A 14,572-nucleotide genomic window follows, 5' to 3' on the forward strand; every position below is an offset into this window, starting at 1 on the left:
TCAGACGGCCGGGTCGGAGGGGCCGGGGGGCTGGCTGCCGCCGGAGGCGCCGCCCTGCTGCTGCGCCGCCTGCTGCTCGGTGACGGACTGGTGGACCTTCTCCATGTCCAGGTCGCGGGCCTGGCCGATGATGTCCTCCAGGGCCGGCTCGGGCAGGGCCCCCGGCTGGGCGTACACCGCGACGTTCTCCCGGACGACCATCAGGGTCGGGATGGACTGGATGTTGAAGGCCGCGGCGAGCTCGGGCTGGGCCTCCGTGTCGACCTTGGCGAAGACCAGGTCTGAGTGGCGGTTGGCCGCCTTCTCGTACACGGGTGCGAAAGTGCGGCAGGGGCCGCACCAGGAGGCCCAGAAGTCGATCAGGACGAAGTCGTTGGCGGAGACGACCTCGTCGAAGTTCTCCTTGGTCAGCTCGACCGTGCTCATATGTCCTACCTGCTTCCAGAGACGTCTTCTGTTCGGTCCTGCCGGAACCCTGGCCGGCTGCCGTGTCCGGGGAACGGGCTTCCGGAGATCAGGGGGAGCCTGTCCGGATCCCGCTCATTCATGTGGCCGATTTCCCGGAGCGTGGTGAGGGCGGCCGGAAAGGGCACTCGGGACTTCCACGGGTACCCGGATACGGAGAGGCGGAACAGGGATGAGCCGGACGCCGGACGAGAGCGCGGCGGGAGCGGCGGAGCCGCCGGAGGCCGGAGCAGCCGGAGCGGCGGGAACGGCCGGAGCGGCGGGAGAGGCCGGGAGGACGGGAGAGGCCGGGACGGCGGGGGAGGCGCGGGAGCGGCAGGCGCCGCCTCTACGGCCCCGTTCCCGCCGGACCCCGCCCGGGATCGGTGCGCACAGCCCCCGGACACCTCACGAACAGACGTACGACGTGATCGTGCTCGGCGGGGGCGCGGTCGGTGAGCACGCCGCCGGGAGCGCCCGTGCCGCCGGACTCTCCGTCGCGGTGGTGGAGAGCGAACTGCTCGGCGGTGACTGCTCGTACTGGGCGTGCATGCCCAGCAAGGCGCTGCTGCGGCCGGTGTCCGCGCTGGCCGCGGCGCGTGCCGTCGCGGGCTCGCGGGAGGCGGTCACCGGGCCGCTCGCCCCGGAGCCCGTACTGGACCGGCGGGACGCCTTCGTGTCGCACTGGGAGGACGGCGGGCAGGTGGACTGGCTGCTGTCCGAGGGGGCGGAGCCGGTCCGGGGGCACGGGCGTCTCGACGGCCCGCGGCGGGTGGCCGTCCGGCCGGCCGAGGGGCCCGAGCACGTCCTGACCGCGCGGCACGCGGTGGTGGTGGCCACGGGCAGCCGGCCCAAACTGCCGGATCTTCCCGGGCTGCCCGGCGCGCGGCCGTGGACCAGCCGGGAGGCCACCAGCTCGCGGGAGATCCCGGAACGGCTGGCCGTGGTGGGCGGCGGCGTGGTCGCCGTGGAGATGGCCTGTGCCTGGCAGGCGCTCGGCTCGTCCGTCACGATGTTCGTCCGCGGTGAGGAACTGCTGCGGCGGATGGAGCCCTTCGCGGGCGAACTGGTGGCCGAGGGGCTGGCGGCGGCCGGCGTGGAGATCCGTACCGGCGTGAGCGTGGCCGGGGTGCGGCGGGCTTCCGCGGACAGCACGGTGACGCTGGTGCTGGACGGCGTCGGGGAGAGCGAGGCCGACGAGGTGCTGTTCGCCACCGGGCGGGAGCCGCGCACGGACGGCATCGGGCTGGAGACGGTCGGTCTGCGGCCCGGGGCGTGGCTGGAGACCGACAAATCCTGCCGGGTCGGTGGTGTGGCGGGGGACTGGCTGTACGCGGTCGGTGACGTCAACGGGCGGGCGCTCCTCACTCATCAGGGCAAGTACGAGGCCCGGACCGCGGCCGCGGCGATCGCGGACCGCGCGCGGGCCGGCGGGGTGCCGGAGACCGGGGCGGCCGAGGACACCGGGCGCTGGGGCGCGCACGTGGCGACGGCGGACACGGCCGCGGTGCCGCAGGTGGTGTTCGGGGAACCCGAGGTTGCCTCGGTCGGGCTGACCACCGCGGAGGCGGAGCGCCAGGGGTACCGGGTGCGGGCGGTGGACCAGGACCTGGGCGCCGTCGCGGGCGCCGGCCTGTACGCCGACCACTACCGGGGCCGGGCCCGGATCGTCGTCGACCTGGACCGGGACGTGCTGCTCGGGGCGACCTTCGTGGGACCGGGCGTGGCGGAGCTGCTGCACTCGGCGACGGTGGCGGTGGTGGGGGAAGTGCCGGTCGGCCGGCTGTGGCACGCGGTCCCGGCCTTCCCGACGATGAGCGAGGTCTGGCTGCGGCTGCTGGAGACGTACCGGCGGGGGACGGCGGTGCGGGGGACGGCGGCGCGGGGGTGACCCGCGCGGCCGGGCGGAGGCCCGTGGCGCGGGGGTGTCCGGGCCTGAGCCGGTGGTGCTGGGGTGTCCGGGCCTGAGCCGGTGGTGCGGGAGGGCGGGTCCGGGACGATCGCGTCGGCCCCGCTGCCGTACCGGTCCGGCTTGCGTACCGGCGGCTTGGCACCGGCCCACAAGCCCCGCTTGCACACCGGCCGGGCAGGCTTACCGGCCACATGTCGCGCTGGTTCGCGTCGCGCCGGCCCGGTCCGGCCCGCGTGCCGGACCGGTTCACGGCAGCCGTCCGGGCTTCCCCCTCGGCCGTCCGGCCCGCCGCCGTCCGTCCGGCGTGCTGCGCGGGCGCCGTCCGGCCGGCCGCCTACCGGGCTCCGTCCGCCCCCGGGCCCGCCGCGGCCGGGCGGCGGAGTGCGGCGGCTGCCGGGTGGGCGGCCGGAGCGCCGGGGGAGACGGTGAGCGGCTTGGCGAAGCAGCGGCTGTCCGGCTCGCAGCGGTAGTAGCCGAACTTCGCGGTCGGCAGATAGCCGCAGGAGGTGTAGAGCGCGATCGCCTCCGGCTGCTTGGTGCCGGTCTCCAGCACCATGCGGGCCCGGCCGGCCTCCCGGGCGCTCTCCTCCAGCGTGGCCAGCAGCCGCCGGGCGAGACCCCGGCCGCGCGCCTCGGGGACCACGTACATCCGCTTCAGCTCGGCGTCGCCGTCCCGGTACCCCTCGGGGCTGCGGTTCTGCGCGCGCCAGCCGCCGGTGGCCAGCGGGGTGCCGTCCACGTCGTACGCGATGAGGTACAGGCCGTTCGGCGGGTCGAAGTGGGCCGGGTCCATCTCGGTGAGATCCGGGTCGCCGTAGCGCTCGGTGTACTCGAGCTGGACGCGGTCGTTCAGCTTCAGGGCGTCGGGATGGTTGTAGCGCACGGTACGGAGCTGCATGGGCGTAATCGTACGGATGTCCCGGCCGGCCGGGGAGCCGCGCCCGCATCCCGGTATCGTGCGCTGGTGCTCACTGTGACCAGCGTGAATGTGAACGGCCTGCGCGCCGCCGCCAAGAAGGGCTGCGTGGAGTGGCTGGCGGCGACCGCCGCCGACGTGATCTGCCTCCAGGAGGTGCGGGCCGAGCCGGCGCAGCTGCCGGACACCGTCCGGGAGCCGGAGGGCTGGCACACCGTGCACGCGCCCGCCGCCGCCAAGGGCCGCGCCGGGGTCTCCCTCTACTCGCGCCGGGAGCCCGAGGCGGTGCGGATCGGCTTCGGCTCGGCGGAGTTCGACGCCGCCGGCCGGTACGCGGAGATCGACCTGCCCGGCATCACGGTCGGCAGCCTGTACCTCCCCTCCGGTGAGGTGGGCACCGAGCGGCAGGCGGAGAAGGAACGCTTCATGGCCGAGTTCCTCCCCTATCTGGCAGGGCTGCGGGAGCGGGCGGCGGCCGGCGGGCGGGAAGTGCTCGTCTGCGGCGACTGGAACATCGCCCACCAGGAGGCCGACCTCAAGAACTGGCGGGCCAACCGCAAGAACGCCGGTTTTCTCCCCGAGGAGCGCGCCTGGCTCAGCCGGGTCTACGAGGAGGCCGGTTACGCGGACGTGGTGCGGGAACTGCACCCGGGCGTGGAGGGGCCGTACTCCTGGTGGTCGTACCGGGGGCGCGCTTTCGACAACGACAGCGGATGGAGAATCGACCTTCACGTGGCGACGCGGGGGCTGGCCGAGCGCGCCCTCAAGGCCGAGGTCGAACGGGCGGCGAGCCACGATCTGCGCTGGTCGGACCATGCGCCGGTGACGGTCACCTACGACCTCGCGGGGGCGTAGCGGGGCCCGGCCTCCGGCGCGCCCCGGCGTTCGCCGGGGCCCGGTGTTCGCCGGGGCCCGGTGTTTCGCCGGTCCCCGTCCCGTCCCTCCCGGCGCGCCCTCCGTGCCGCCTTCCCGCTCGCGCCGCCGCTCCGCCGGTCCCGGGCGGGAATCCGGCTGCACGGGGCGCGGTTTCGGACGTTCTTTCCTACGCTGGGCGGACCGGCACGGTTGTGCGACACACGGTTGCGCGACACCTCGGTCGCGCGGCAACGGAAGGGGAACGCGATGCCCCGGAAGAATCTCACCGCCATGCGCCACACCCTGGGCCACCGGGTCCGCTACGCGGTGCGCCACCCGGCCCGGGTCCCCCGGTACGCGGTCCGGGCCGGCCGTGACGCCTGGCTGCGTCTCCGCTCGCCCGACCACATCGCGTACTACCGCGCGGTGATGCGCTCGGACACGGCCGCGAGTGCGGACGCGGCCGTCGGCAGCCGCACCCATGAGCGCTGGCTGGCGCTGGGGGCCCTGCAGTTCGACTACCTGGTCGGGCACGGGCTGCGGCCGGAGCATCGCATGCTGGAGATCGGCTGCGGCAATCTGCGGGCCGGCTGGCGCTTCATCGACCATCTCGACACCGGCCACTACTACGGCATCGACATATCCCCGGACATCCTCTTCGCCGCCCAGGACACCCTCGTCCGCTGCGGACTGCGGGAGAAGCTGCCGACGCTGACGCCGGTGCGCGACCTGACGTTCGCCTTCCTCCCGGACGCGTACTTCGACGTGGTGCACGCCCACAGCGTCTTCTCGCACTCGCCGCTGCCGGTCATCGAGGAGTGCTTCGCGCATGTCGGCCGGATCCTGGCCCCCGGCGGCTGGTTCGACTTCACGTTCGACCGCACCGAGGCGGAGGAACACCACGTCCTGCACGAGGACTTCTACTACCGGACGGAGACGCTGACCGCCCTCGCGGAGAGGCACGGCCTCGCGGCCCGGTTCATGGACGACTGGGAGCAGCTTCCGCACGGGCAGTCGAAGATCCGCGTGACGCGCGGACCCGGCGCGGTGCGGCGCTCGGGCGAGCGGCTCGACGGCGGGGAGACGGTGAGCGGGGCCGCTCCGGTCTGAGCAGGCCCGGGCGGGGCTACGGTGCCGCGGGGGGCGGGCCGTCCGCGGCCCGGGGGCCGGACGGTGCTTCGGGCCGTGCCCGCGGTGCGGGCCGGACCGCTTCCGGCTGCGCTTCCCTTTCCGCTTCCGCTTCCGTTGCCGCGTTCTCTTCCTTCGGGGCGGCTGTGCGTGCGGTGCGCCAGTCGTCCAGTTCGGCCTGGATCCGGCGTTCCATCGCCATCGCGAGTTCCGCGTCCACGACGACCTTCGCGATGGGCCGCAGCCGCTCCACGGTTCCGGTGATCCGCTCCACCTCCGCCGCGCTGAGCGGCCGGGAGGTGTCGGCGCCGGTGGCGGTGTGGTCGAGGAGACCGGAGAGGACGTGGGTGCGGAAGAGGCCGGTGAACACCTCGGCGAGCGCTTCGGCGTGCACCCGTACCTCCCGGGCGGCGGCGAGGACGGAGGCGAGCGGCACCCCCTCGTCGACCAGCGCGCTGGAAGCCTCCAGCAGCCGGCGGCTGACGTGCACCACCTCGTCGCCGTCCAGGGCGACATAGCCGAGGTCCAGCGTGGCCTGGAGGTTCTCGGTGGTGACGTCGCCCTCGAAGTGGTCGGCCAGTTCCTCCGGGGAGAGCCGGACGGGCGTCTCCTCGGACCAGGGGACGCTCAACGCCCCCTCCAGCCCGAGGAGTTCGCGCACGTCCCGGCCGCTCTCGAAGGCGGCGAGCAGATCGGCGATTCCGCCGAGCGTGTGGCCGCGGTCGAGCAGGGCGGCGATGGTCCGCAGCCGGGCCAGGTGGTGCTCGTTGTACCAGGCGATACGGCCCTGGCGGCGCGGCGGCGGCAGCAGCTTTCGCTCGCGGTAGAAGCGCAGGGTGCGCACGGGCACACCGGCTTCGGCGGCCAGCTCCTCCATGCGGTACTCGCGGGGGGTGCCGTCCCGGCTGGTCCCCTCGGCGCGGCTCGGCGGCGGGAAGCTGCCCGTCTGCCCGGCGCTGCCCGTCTGCCCGGAGCCGTTCGTTCCGCGGGCGCCCGTCCGCACCGACCCGTTCACCCCCTGCGTCCCCTCCGCCGCGCTCACCCGCTCCGAAGCCTCCACCTGCCCGGTCCCCGTCGGCCCCGTCCCGCTCGCCCCCTCCGTCTCCGTGCCCGTCTTCGCCGCCCGGCCGGGCCCGCTCCTCCGGGCGCGCTCCGCGGTGCTGTGCGCATCCTCGTTCGCCACACCGGAAGCCTAGGGCCTGTGCCCGCCCGTTCCCATCGGCCCGCGATGCCTGACGCCGCGCCCCGCCGCGCCGCCGGGCACGTCCGCGGCCCCGTCCGGGCGAAGCAGGCGGGGCCCGGCCGGGCACGACGCGGGCGGGCGTGCGCAAGGTCAGGCGCGCAGGGGGGCAGTGCCGGGCCCCACGGGCTGCGGGCGGTCGCCTTCAGCAGGTAGCCCGCGGCGGGTCGCCCGCCGGGCGGTTGGTGCAACCGCCGGTAACTTCTTTTCGCCCACCCCCTACCCACCGGTACGTTCCTGCTCTACTCTCCAAACCGTGCCAGTGATCGCTGGCGCAATTGCCCGGTGATGTACAGCGGTTCTGGAGGCTGGATATGGCGGAGCGGATACGGGAGCACCGGCATCAGCACGTACGGGTGGCGGTGATCGGATCCGGGTTCGGCGGGCTCGGTGCCGCCGTCCGGCTGCGCCGCGCCGGAGTCACGGATTTCACCGTGCTGGAGCGGTCCGACGCGGTCGGCGGGACCTGGCGGGACAACAGCTACCCCGGCTGCGCCTGCGACGTCCCCTCCCACCTCTACTCCTTCTCCTTCGCACCCAATCCCGACTGGCCCCGCAACTTCTCCGGCCAGCCGCACATCCGCGCCTATCTGGAGCGGGTCACCGACACCTTCGGGCTGCGCCCCCACATCCGCTTCAACAGCGAGGTGCTGAGCGCCCGCTGGAACACGGAGCGGCTGCACTGGGAGATCGACACGGCGAGCGGCCCGCTCACCGCCGACGTCGTCATCTCGGCGACCGGTCCGCTCTCCGACCCCCGCATCCCCGACGTCCCGGGCCTGGACACCTTCCCCGGCAAGGTCTTCCACTCCGCGCAGTGGGACCACGACTACGACATCCGTGGCAAGCGGGTCGCGATGATCGGCACCGGCGCCTCCGCCATCCAGATCGTGCCCGCCATCCAGCCCGACGTGGAGCGGCTCACCCTCTTCCAGCGCACACCGCCGTGGGTCATGCAGCGCATGGACCGCAGGATCAGCGGGTTCGAACGCCGGCTGCACAGCATGCTGCCGGTCACCGCGACCCTCCGCCGCGGACTGCTCTGGGGCGTCCGCGAGCTCCAGGTGCAGGCGTTCACCAAGCGGCCCCAGCAGCTCGGCCTGGTCGAGAAGCTCGCCAAGGCGCACATGCACAGGGCGATCAAGGACAAGGACCTGCGGGCCAAGCTCACCCCGGACTACCGGATCGGCTGCAAGCGCATCCTGCTGTCGAACACCTACTATCCGGCGCTGGCCCAGCCCAACGTCGACCTCGTGGCCTCCGGCCTCAAGGAGGTCCGCGGCTCCACCCTCGTCGCCGCCGACGGGACCGAGACCGAGGCCGACGCGATCGTCTTCGGCACCGGCTTCCACGTCACCGACATGCCGATCGCCGAACGCGTCACCGGCGCCGCCGGCCAGACCCTCGCCGAGGAGTGGAAGGGCGGAATGGCGGCCCTCCGGGGCAGCAGCGTGCCCGGCTTCCCCAACTTCCTGATGATCATCGGCCCCAACACCGGCCTCGGCAACAGCTCGATGATCCTCATGATCGAGTCCCAGCTGAACTACGCCATGGACCACATCCGCCAGCTCGACGTCCTCGGCGGCGCCACCGCCCTCGACGCCCGGCCCGAGGCCACCGACGCCTGGACCGAGAGGGTGCGGCAGCGGATGAAGCGCACCGTCTGGAACACCGGCGGCTGCACCAGCTGGTACCTCGACGCCAACGGCAACAACACCACCGTCTGGCCCGGCACCACCGGCGAGTTCCGCAAGGCCACCCGGCACCTGGACCTCGCCGAGTACGAGGTGCTCCGCGCCCCCGCCCGTACGGAGCCGGAGCCCCGCCCGGCCGCCGCCACCGCCCCCACCGCATCCACCACCCAGCCCACAGGGGAGACCGCCGCATGAGCCGCGCCACCCACAGCCCCGGCGGGCGGTACGCGCCGCTAGCCGCAGTCCGCGAGCTGACCGTCACCTCCGCCGACGGCTCCCGCCTCCACACCGAGATCCACGGCCCCGAGAAGGCACCCGCCGTCGTGCTCGTCCACGGCTGGACCTGCTCCACCGCCTTCTGGTCCGCGGTCGCCCGCGAACTCGCCGCGGACCACCGCGTCATCGCCTACGACCAGCGCGGCCACGGCCGCAGCCCCGCCCCCGGCCCCGGCGGCTACAGCACCACCGCCCTCGCCGACGACCTGGAAGCCGTGCTCGCCGCCACCCTCGCCCCGGGCGAACGCGCCGTCGTCGCCGGCCACTCCATGGGCGGCATGACGGTGATGGCCGCCGCCGGCCGGCCGTTCCTCACCGAGCGCGCCGCCGCCGTCCTGCTGTGCAACACCGGCAGCTCGAAGCTCGTCGCCGAGTCGATCGTGCTGCCGCTGCGCGCCGGCCGGATACGGACCGCGATCCAGCGCGCGGTGCTGGCCTCCAGCGCCCCGCTCGGCCCGGTCAACGGGATCTCCCGCAAGATCCTCCAGTACGCCACCATGGGCCCCCGCGCCACCCGGGAGCAGGTGCAGGCCTGCGCCGAGATCGTGCACGCCTGCCCGCGCAAGGTCCGGGCCGGCTGGGCCACCAAGGTCCTCGCGGTCCTGGACCTCGACGCGGGCCTCGGCGGGCTCACCATGCCGACCGCCGTCATCACCGGCAGCGCGGACCGGCTCACCCCGCCCGTCCTGTCGCGGCGGATCATCGACGCCCTGCCGGACAGCGCCGGTCTCACCACCCTCGACGGCATGGGCCACATGACGCCGATCGAGGCGCCCGACGAGGTCGGCTCCGTCATCCGCGGGCTCGTCCGGAACCACCTCGCGGGCAGCGGTGACGGCGCACCGGGCGGCAGGACCGCCACCGGCGACACCGCTGGGAAGGCCACCGGAGAACTGGTCGGGGAGGAGTCGGCATGAGCGGCGGACAGGGAAAGCGGAAGCTCGCGGGGCAGGTCGTCGTCGTCACGGGCGCCGCTCGCGGCGTCGGTGAACTGCTGGCCCGCAAACTCGCGGCCCGCGGCGCCAAGGTGGCGCTGCTCGGGCTGGAGCCGGAACTGCTCGCGAAGGTGTCGGACGACATCCCGGGCGAGACCGGCCACTGGCACGTCGACGTGACCGACTTCGAGGCGATGGACCGGGTGGCCCGCGAGGTCAAGGAACGGTTCGGACGGATCGACGTCGTCGTCGCCAACGCCGGAGTGGCGGCCGGCGGGCCGTTCACGGACTCCGACGCCGTCTCCTGGAACCGGGTGATCCAGGTCAACCTGATGGGCAGCGCCACCACCGCGCGCGCCTTCCTGCCCGCCCTGACGGAGAACCGCGGCTATCTGCTCCAGATCGCCTCGCTCGCCGCCATCACCCCGGCCCCCATGATGTCGGCGTACTGCGCGTCCAAGTCCGGTGTCGAGGCGTTCGCCCACTGCCTGCGGGCCGAGGCCGGCTACAAGGGCGTCAAGGTCGGGGTCGGCTACCTCAGCTGGACCGACACCGACATGGTGCGCGGCGCCGACCAGGACGAGGTGATGCGCGAGCTGCGCTCCCGGCTGCCCTGGCCGGCCAACCGCACGTACCCCCTGGAACCGGCCGTCGACCGGATCGTGGCGGGCATCGAGCGCCGCTCGGCCCACGTCTACGCCCAGTGGTGGCTGCGCGGGATGCAGTCCATCCGCGGCTACCTCCCCGGCATCATCGGGACGGTCGGGCAGCGTGAGATGCGCCGCGCGGATCCCAAGCTGAGCGCGAAGGGCGTGAACCGGGGACTCGTCGGCGCCGGCGGCGCGGCGGACGAGCAGGCCCGCGGAGAACGCGCGGAACGGGCGGAACGCGCGGGGTAGCGGGAACGGAGCCGGAGGCCGGTGACCCGGCCCGGCCAACCGCGCTGAACGGGGGCGCACCTGCGTCAAGGGTGCGCCCCCGCTCGTTTCCGGGGCCGGGCACCCAGGGGCACGGTCCGGGAAGCGCGGCTCTCAGATGCCCATGTCCTCCACATCGCTCATGTCCGCCCGGCCCGTTCTGGCCGCCTGCTCCTCCCGGGCCTCCTTCGCCCGCCGAGCCTTCCTCGCCTTCTCCTGCGCGTCGCCGCTCCGGGTGCCCCCGCCGAACTCCTGGAGCTTGTTGCGCTCCCGCGGGGTCTCCTCGCGCGGCTCCCCGCGCGGCTCGTCCCGCTTCCGGGCGTCCTCCCGCTCCCGTCCGCGTTCCCCGCCGTGCTCGCGGCCGTGCTCCCGGCTTGGGTGCCCCTGCCGGTCCCCCGGCTCGGCCCGCGCTCCCTCGTCGTGGCTCCGTTTCCGCGCCGCTTCACGCGCCTTCTCCTGGAACTCGTCCCGGACGCCCATCTGGGTACTCCCTCGGCTCGTGATCGTTTCCGTGCTACCCCGTCCCCCCGCCGGTCCCCTGCCCGTCCTCGGACTTCCCGCCTTCCCGCCTTCCGGCCTTCCCTGCCCCGTGGCTCAGCCCGTGCGCGGTGGCAGGGGCGGGCGGGTGCGGTCGGGGATGTCCGAGTGGTCCGGCGGGCTCGCCGGCGGGTGCTGCTCCAGCAGTTCGAGGGCAAGGTGCACCGCGTCGTCGAACTGCTTGTGGCGGCCCTCCGCCCAGTCGAGCGGGGTGCGGTCCACCTCGATGTCCGGCTCCACGCCGTGGTTCTCGACGCCCCAGCCGTACCCCTCGAACCAGGCCGCGTTCATGGGCACGGTGATGACGGTGCCGTCCACGAGCCGGTGCCGGCCGGTCATCCCGACCACGCCGCCCCAGGTGCGCAGACCCACCACCGGCCCCAGGCCGAGCAGTTTGAAGGCGGCGGTGATCATGTCTCCGTCGGAGGAGGTCATCTCGTCCGCGAGGGCGACGATCGGCCCGCGCGGGGCGTTGGAGGCGTACGAGATCGGCTGGGCGTCCCGGGTCAGATCCCACCCGAGGATGGTGCGGGTCAGCTTCTCGACGACCAGTTCGCTGATGTTGCCGCCCGCGTTGCCCCGTACGTCCACGATCAGGGCGGGCCGGGCCATCTCCATCCGCAGATCCCGGTTGAACTGGGCCCAGCCGGAGCCGCCCATGTCGGGGATGTGCAGATAGCCGCAGCGGCCGCCGCTCAACTCGTGGACCACCGCCCGGCGTTTGGCCACCCAGTCCTGGTAGCGCAGCGGCCGTTCGTCGATCAGCGGCACGATCGCGACCCGCCGGGAGGGGGCCAGGGCTGCCTCCGGGGCTGTTCCGGCCGCCCCTGTCTGTTCGGCTGTCGCGGCTGTTTCGGTTCCCTTGGCCGGCTCGGCTGCCTCGGCTGCCTCGGCAGTTTCGGCTCCCTCGGCATCCCCCGTTGTCCGTTCGGCCGGGGCCGCCTCCCCGGCTGCCTCGTCACTGGCCCCGGCCCCGGCGTCCGCCCCCGTCCCCCCGTTGCCGTTTCCGTTCCCGTTTCCATTCCGCTCGGCGGCCGGCGGCGCGAAGGTGAGTTCGACGGTGGTGCCCCCCGCCGCCGCCAGCAGCGGAAACGGTCCGGTCACCGGGTCCACCGGCCGCCCGTCGACGTGCGTCAGCACCGAGCCCTCGCGCACCCCGGAGCCCGCGAGCGGTGAGCGGGCCCGGGAGTCCGAGGACTCGCCGGGCAGGATCCGGCCCACCACCCAGCGGCCGTCCGCGGTGGGGTGGAAGTCCGCGCCGAGCAGGCCGATCGCCCGCTGGTAGTGCGGCGGGCCCTCGTTGCGCCGGGCGGGTGCGACGTAGGCGTGCGAGGTGCCCAGCTCGCCCATGACCTCCCGCAGCAGATCCGCGAACTCGTCGGGGGAGGCGACCCGTTCGACCAGCGGTCGGTACTGCTCCAGCACCGCGTCCCAGTCGATGCCGCACATCCCCGGGTCCCAGAAGTACGCCCGGACGATCCGGCCCGCCTCCGCGTACGCCTGCCGCCACTCGGCCTCCGGGTCCGCCTCGTGCATGATCCGGCGGAGGTCGAGATGGACGGTGGTGTCCGTGTCGGGCAGGTCGTTCGACGGCACGGCGCGCAGATCGCCCTCGTCGTTGACCACCAGCCGGTTGCCGTCGCCGCTGACCTCGAACGAGTCCAGGTGGACGGCCAGCTCGGTGCGCTTGGCCTTCGCCAGGTCGAAGTGTTCGAGGGTCGGCCGTCCGGTCATGTCGGCCGGATTGGCGAAGGTCTCGCCGAGCGCCCCGGAGATGGGCCACCGCAGCCACACCAGCCCGCCGCCCGCGACCGGCCGCAGCGAGGAGTACTTGGAGGCGGCGACGGGGAACGGCGTCACCCGGCTCGCCAGCCCGTTCACCTCGACGAAGACCGAGCCGTCGCCCTCCGCGTCCTCCGCGTCCAGCCCGCCGGCCGCCGTCCGCCCCTCCGCCGACAGGGCGAACGGGGACGGGGTCGAGGACGACAGCGGCAGCAGATACGGGCGGCAGCCCAGCGGGAACGACAGATCGCCGGTGTGCACGTCGTACACCGGGTCGAAGCCGCGCCAGGAGAGAAAGGCCAGGTAGCGGCCGTCGCGGGTGAAGACCGGCTGCTCGTCCTCGAAGCGGCCGTCGGTGACGTCGATGATCAGCCGGTCGACGAGCCGGGCCAGTTTGATCTGCCGCAGCGAGCGGCCGATGCCCGGGTGCGACCAGGTGATCCAGTCGGAGTCGGGGGAGAAGGCCAGGTCGCGCACCGGGCCGTTGACCGACCGGATCAGTTCCACGCTCTCGCCCTCGCCCTCCGGCAGCGCGTCGGCGATCAGCAGCCGGCCGTCGTGCGTGGCGATGGCCAGCAGCTCGCCGTCGGGGGAGGAGACCAGTTCGTGCACCCGTCCGATCCGGCCGCTCGCGATCCGCCGGCTGTCCCGGCCGCCGCTGGCCCGGGGCAGGTAGGCGATCTCGATGGCGTCCTCGCCCTCGGCGTCCGTCACATAGGCGACGCGTCCGGTGGCGCCGAGGATCTCCGGCATCCGGATGCGTACCCCGGGCGCGTCGGTGATCGTCCGGGCGGGGCCGTCGCGGTGGGTCAGCCAGTAGAGGCTGCCGCGGACGCACACGGCGCTGGCCCGGCCGGTGCTGTCGACGGAGAGGGAGTGGACGTTCGCGGCGGCGGGCACCTGGTAGCGGCGGCGGCCGGCGCGCGGGGCGCCGAGGCGGACCGGCAGCTTCCGCGGGACGCCGTCCGGCCCGAAGTCCTCGGCCAGCCAGAGATCCCCCGCGCACTGGTAGACCACCCGGGATCCGTCGGTGGAGGCGTGCCGGGCGTAGAAGTCGGCGTGGTCGGTGTGGCGGCGCAGATCGGAGCCGTCGGGCCGGCAGGAGTAGAGGTTGCCGATCCCCTCGTGGTCGGAGAGGAAGGCGATCCGGTCACCGACGAACATCGGGCAGTCCAGATGCCCGTCGAGATCCGGTAGCAGCCGCTCGCCGTCGAGGAACAGCCGTCCGGTGGCGCCGCCGCGGTAGCGCTTCCAGGCGGCCGGCTCGTGCGGAGGCTTGCCCGTGAGGAGGAGGGTGCGGCGCTCGCTCCCGGTGCCCGTGCACGCGACGTGGGAGACCGGACCCCAGGGCAGCCGCTCGCCGGGGCTGCCGTCGGTCGGCACGCGGTACGCCCAGGAGAAGTACGAGAACGGCTGGCCGTGCGAGGCCACGGCGAGGACGGTGCCGTCGGGGCTCCAGCCGCAGACCCGGGTGTCGGTGCTGCCCCAGTAGCTGAGCCGGCGGGCGGGGCCGCCGGAGACCGGGACGAGGTGGATCTCCGGGTCCAGGCTCCGCCATGTGGTGAAGGCGATCCGCCGGCCGTCGGGGGAGAAGCGGGGGTGGCCGATCCGGGTCCGGTCGACGGTCAGCCGCCAGGCCCGGTCGGGTTCGGTGACGGTGGCGGTGCCGGGTCCGGTGTCGATTTCGGAGCCGGGGCCGGAGCCGGGGCCGGGGCCGGGGCCGGGTCCTGTGCTCGCGCCCGAGACCGGGCCCGCCGCGCTGCCGTCGCCGTCCGGCGCCGGGAGCCGGGCGAGCCACAGGTCGTCCTCGGCGGTGAAGCAGAGGAGATCGCCGTGAAGGTGCGGAAACCGCAGATACGCGCCATCAGTCACCTTTTCCATGGTTCGGGGGCGGGCGGAGGGCGGCAACTCGTGGCGGCGGGGGAGACGGGGGCGG

Annotated in this window: 11 protein-coding genes; 6 read left to right on the forward strand and 5 right to left on the reverse strand. The window is 74.0% G+C overall.

From position 1 onward, the window contains the following. Window positions 1-426: a thioredoxin gene (gene trxA / locus IF83_RS0121020; RefSeq protein WP_030546406.1), complete on the reverse strand. Its 426-nt coding sequence runs from the start codon at window positions 424-426 to the stop codon at window positions 1-3. A gap of 211 nt (window positions 427-637) precedes the next feature. Between trxA and IF83_RS0121025 the strand changes: the two genes are divergently transcribed. Beyond that, entirely contained in the window at window positions 638-2,335 is a 1,698-nt protein-coding gene (locus IF83_RS0121025; protein WP_208605919.1) for a dihydrolipoyl dehydrogenase family protein, read from the forward strand. A gap of 355 nt (window positions 2,336-2,690) precedes the next feature. On the opposite strand, the gene IF83_RS0121030 is transcribed toward IF83_RS0121025, so the two are convergent. After that, window positions 2,691-3,254 carry a GNAT family N-acetyltransferase gene (locus IF83_RS0121030; protein WP_051723060.1) on the reverse strand — a complete coding sequence of 188 codons (564 nt, stop codon included), beginning with the start codon at window positions 3,252-3,254 and terminating at the stop codon, window positions 2,691-2,693. Between the two features lie 66 nt (window positions 3,255-3,320). Between IF83_RS0121030 and IF83_RS0121035 the strand changes: the two genes are divergently transcribed. Together IF83_RS0121035 and IF83_RS0121040 are read left to right on the forward strand one after the other, a co-directional pair. Next, window positions 3,321-4,127 (forward strand): exodeoxyribonuclease III, encoded by an 807-nt coding sequence (locus IF83_RS0121035; RefSeq protein WP_030546411.1) that lies wholly within the window; start codon window positions 3,321-3,323, stop codon window positions 4,125-4,127. Window positions 4,128-4,394: 267 nt separating this feature from the next. After that, complete coding sequence (locus tag IF83_RS0121040) at window positions 4,395-5,237, forward strand: class I SAM-dependent methyltransferase (protein ID WP_078843694.1); 843 nt, start codon at window positions 4,395-4,397, stop codon at window positions 5,235-5,237. Window positions 5,238-5,253: 16 nt separating this feature from the next. On the opposite strand, the gene IF83_RS30490 is transcribed toward IF83_RS0121040, so the two are convergent. After that, entirely contained in the window at window positions 5,254-6,132 is an 879-nt protein-coding gene (locus tag IF83_RS30490; protein WP_078843695.1) for a MerR family transcriptional regulator, read from the reverse strand. Between the two features lie 677 nt (window positions 6,133-6,809). Between IF83_RS30490 and IF83_RS0121055 the strand changes: the two genes are divergently transcribed. The 3 genes from IF83_RS0121055 to IF83_RS0121065 are packed head-to-tail and all read left to right on the forward strand — an operon-like array spanning window position 6,810 to window position 10,299. Then, window positions 6,810-8,384: a flavin-containing monooxygenase gene (locus tag IF83_RS0121055; protein WP_037680671.1), complete on the forward strand. Its 1,575-nt coding sequence runs from the start codon at window positions 6,810-6,812 to the stop codon at window positions 8,382-8,384. After that, complete coding sequence (locus IF83_RS0121060) at window positions 8,381-9,382, forward strand: alpha/beta fold hydrolase (protein WP_030546421.1); 1,002 nt, start codon at window positions 8,381-8,383, stop codon at window positions 9,380-9,382. Before IF83_RS0121055 ends, IF83_RS0121060 begins: the two co-directional genes overlap by 4 nt. Beyond that, on the forward strand, window positions 9,379-10,299 hold the full coding sequence (locus IF83_RS0121065) for an SDR family oxidoreductase (RefSeq protein WP_030546423.1): 921 nt from the start codon (window positions 9,379-9,381) through the stop codon (window positions 10,297-10,299). The genes IF83_RS0121060 and IF83_RS0121065 overlap by 4 nt, the downstream gene beginning before the upstream one ends. A 132-nt stretch (window positions 10,300-10,431) precedes the next feature. Here IF83_RS0121065 and IF83_RS0121070 read toward each other — a convergent pair whose 3' ends face one another. Beyond that, window positions 10,432-10,797, reverse strand: a complete 366-nt coding sequence (locus tag IF83_RS0121070; RefSeq protein WP_030546425.1) for a hypothetical protein — start codon at window positions 10,795-10,797, stop codon at window positions 10,432-10,434. 114 nt (window positions 10,798-10,911) lie between these two features. Further along, window positions 10,912-14,517: a S41 family peptidase gene (locus IF83_RS0121075; RefSeq protein ID WP_037680673.1), complete on the reverse strand. Its 3,606-nt coding sequence runs from the start codon at window positions 14,515-14,517 to the stop codon at window positions 10,912-10,914. Window positions 14,518-14,572 lie beyond the last annotated feature (55 nt).

It is taken from the genome of Streptomyces albus subsp. albus (assembly GCF_000719865.1).
GTDB lineage: Bacteria > Actinomycetota > Actinomycetes > Streptomycetales > Streptomycetaceae > Streptomyces > Streptomyces albus_E.

Excerpts from the sequence above, each read along its gene's own strand:
- IF83_RS0121060 (WP_030546421.1), top strand. The coding sequence starts at position 8,381 with ATGAGCCGCGCCACCCACAGCCCCGGCGGGCGGTACGCGCCGCTAGCC.
- trxA (WP_030546406.1), bottom strand. The coding sequence starts at position 426 with ATGAGCACGGTCGAGCTGACCAAGGAGAACTTCGACGAGGTCGTCTCC.
- IF83_RS0121025 (WP_208605919.1), top strand. The coding sequence starts at position 638 with ATGAGCCGGACGCCGGACGAGAGCGCGGCGGGAGCGGCGGAGCCGCCG.
- IF83_RS0121065 (WP_030546423.1), top strand. The coding sequence starts at position 9,379 with ATGAGCGGCGGACAGGGAAAGCGGAAGCTCGCGGGGCAGGTCGTCGTC.
- IF83_RS0121055 (WP_037680671.1), top strand. The coding sequence starts at position 6,810 with ATGGCGGAGCGGATACGGGAGCACCGGCATCAGCACGTACGGGTGGCG.
- IF83_RS0121030 (WP_051723060.1), bottom strand. The coding sequence starts at position 3,254 with ATGCAGCTCCGTACCGTGCGCTACAACCATCCCGACGCCCTGAAGCTG.
- IF83_RS0121075 (WP_037680673.1), bottom strand. The coding sequence starts at position 14,517 with ATGGAAAAGGTGACTGATGGCGCGTATCTGCGGTTTCCGCACCTTCAC.
- IF83_RS0121070 (WP_030546425.1), bottom strand. The coding sequence starts at position 10,797 with ATGGGCGTCCGGGACGAGTTCCAGGAGAAGGCGCGTGAAGCGGCGCGG.
- IF83_RS0121040 (WP_078843694.1), top strand. The coding sequence starts at position 4,395 with ATGCCCCGGAAGAATCTCACCGCCATGCGCCACACCCTGGGCCACCGG.
- IF83_RS30490 (WP_078843695.1), bottom strand. The coding sequence starts at position 6,132 with ATGGAGGAGCTGGCCGCCGAAGCCGGTGTGCCCGTGCGCACCCTGCGC.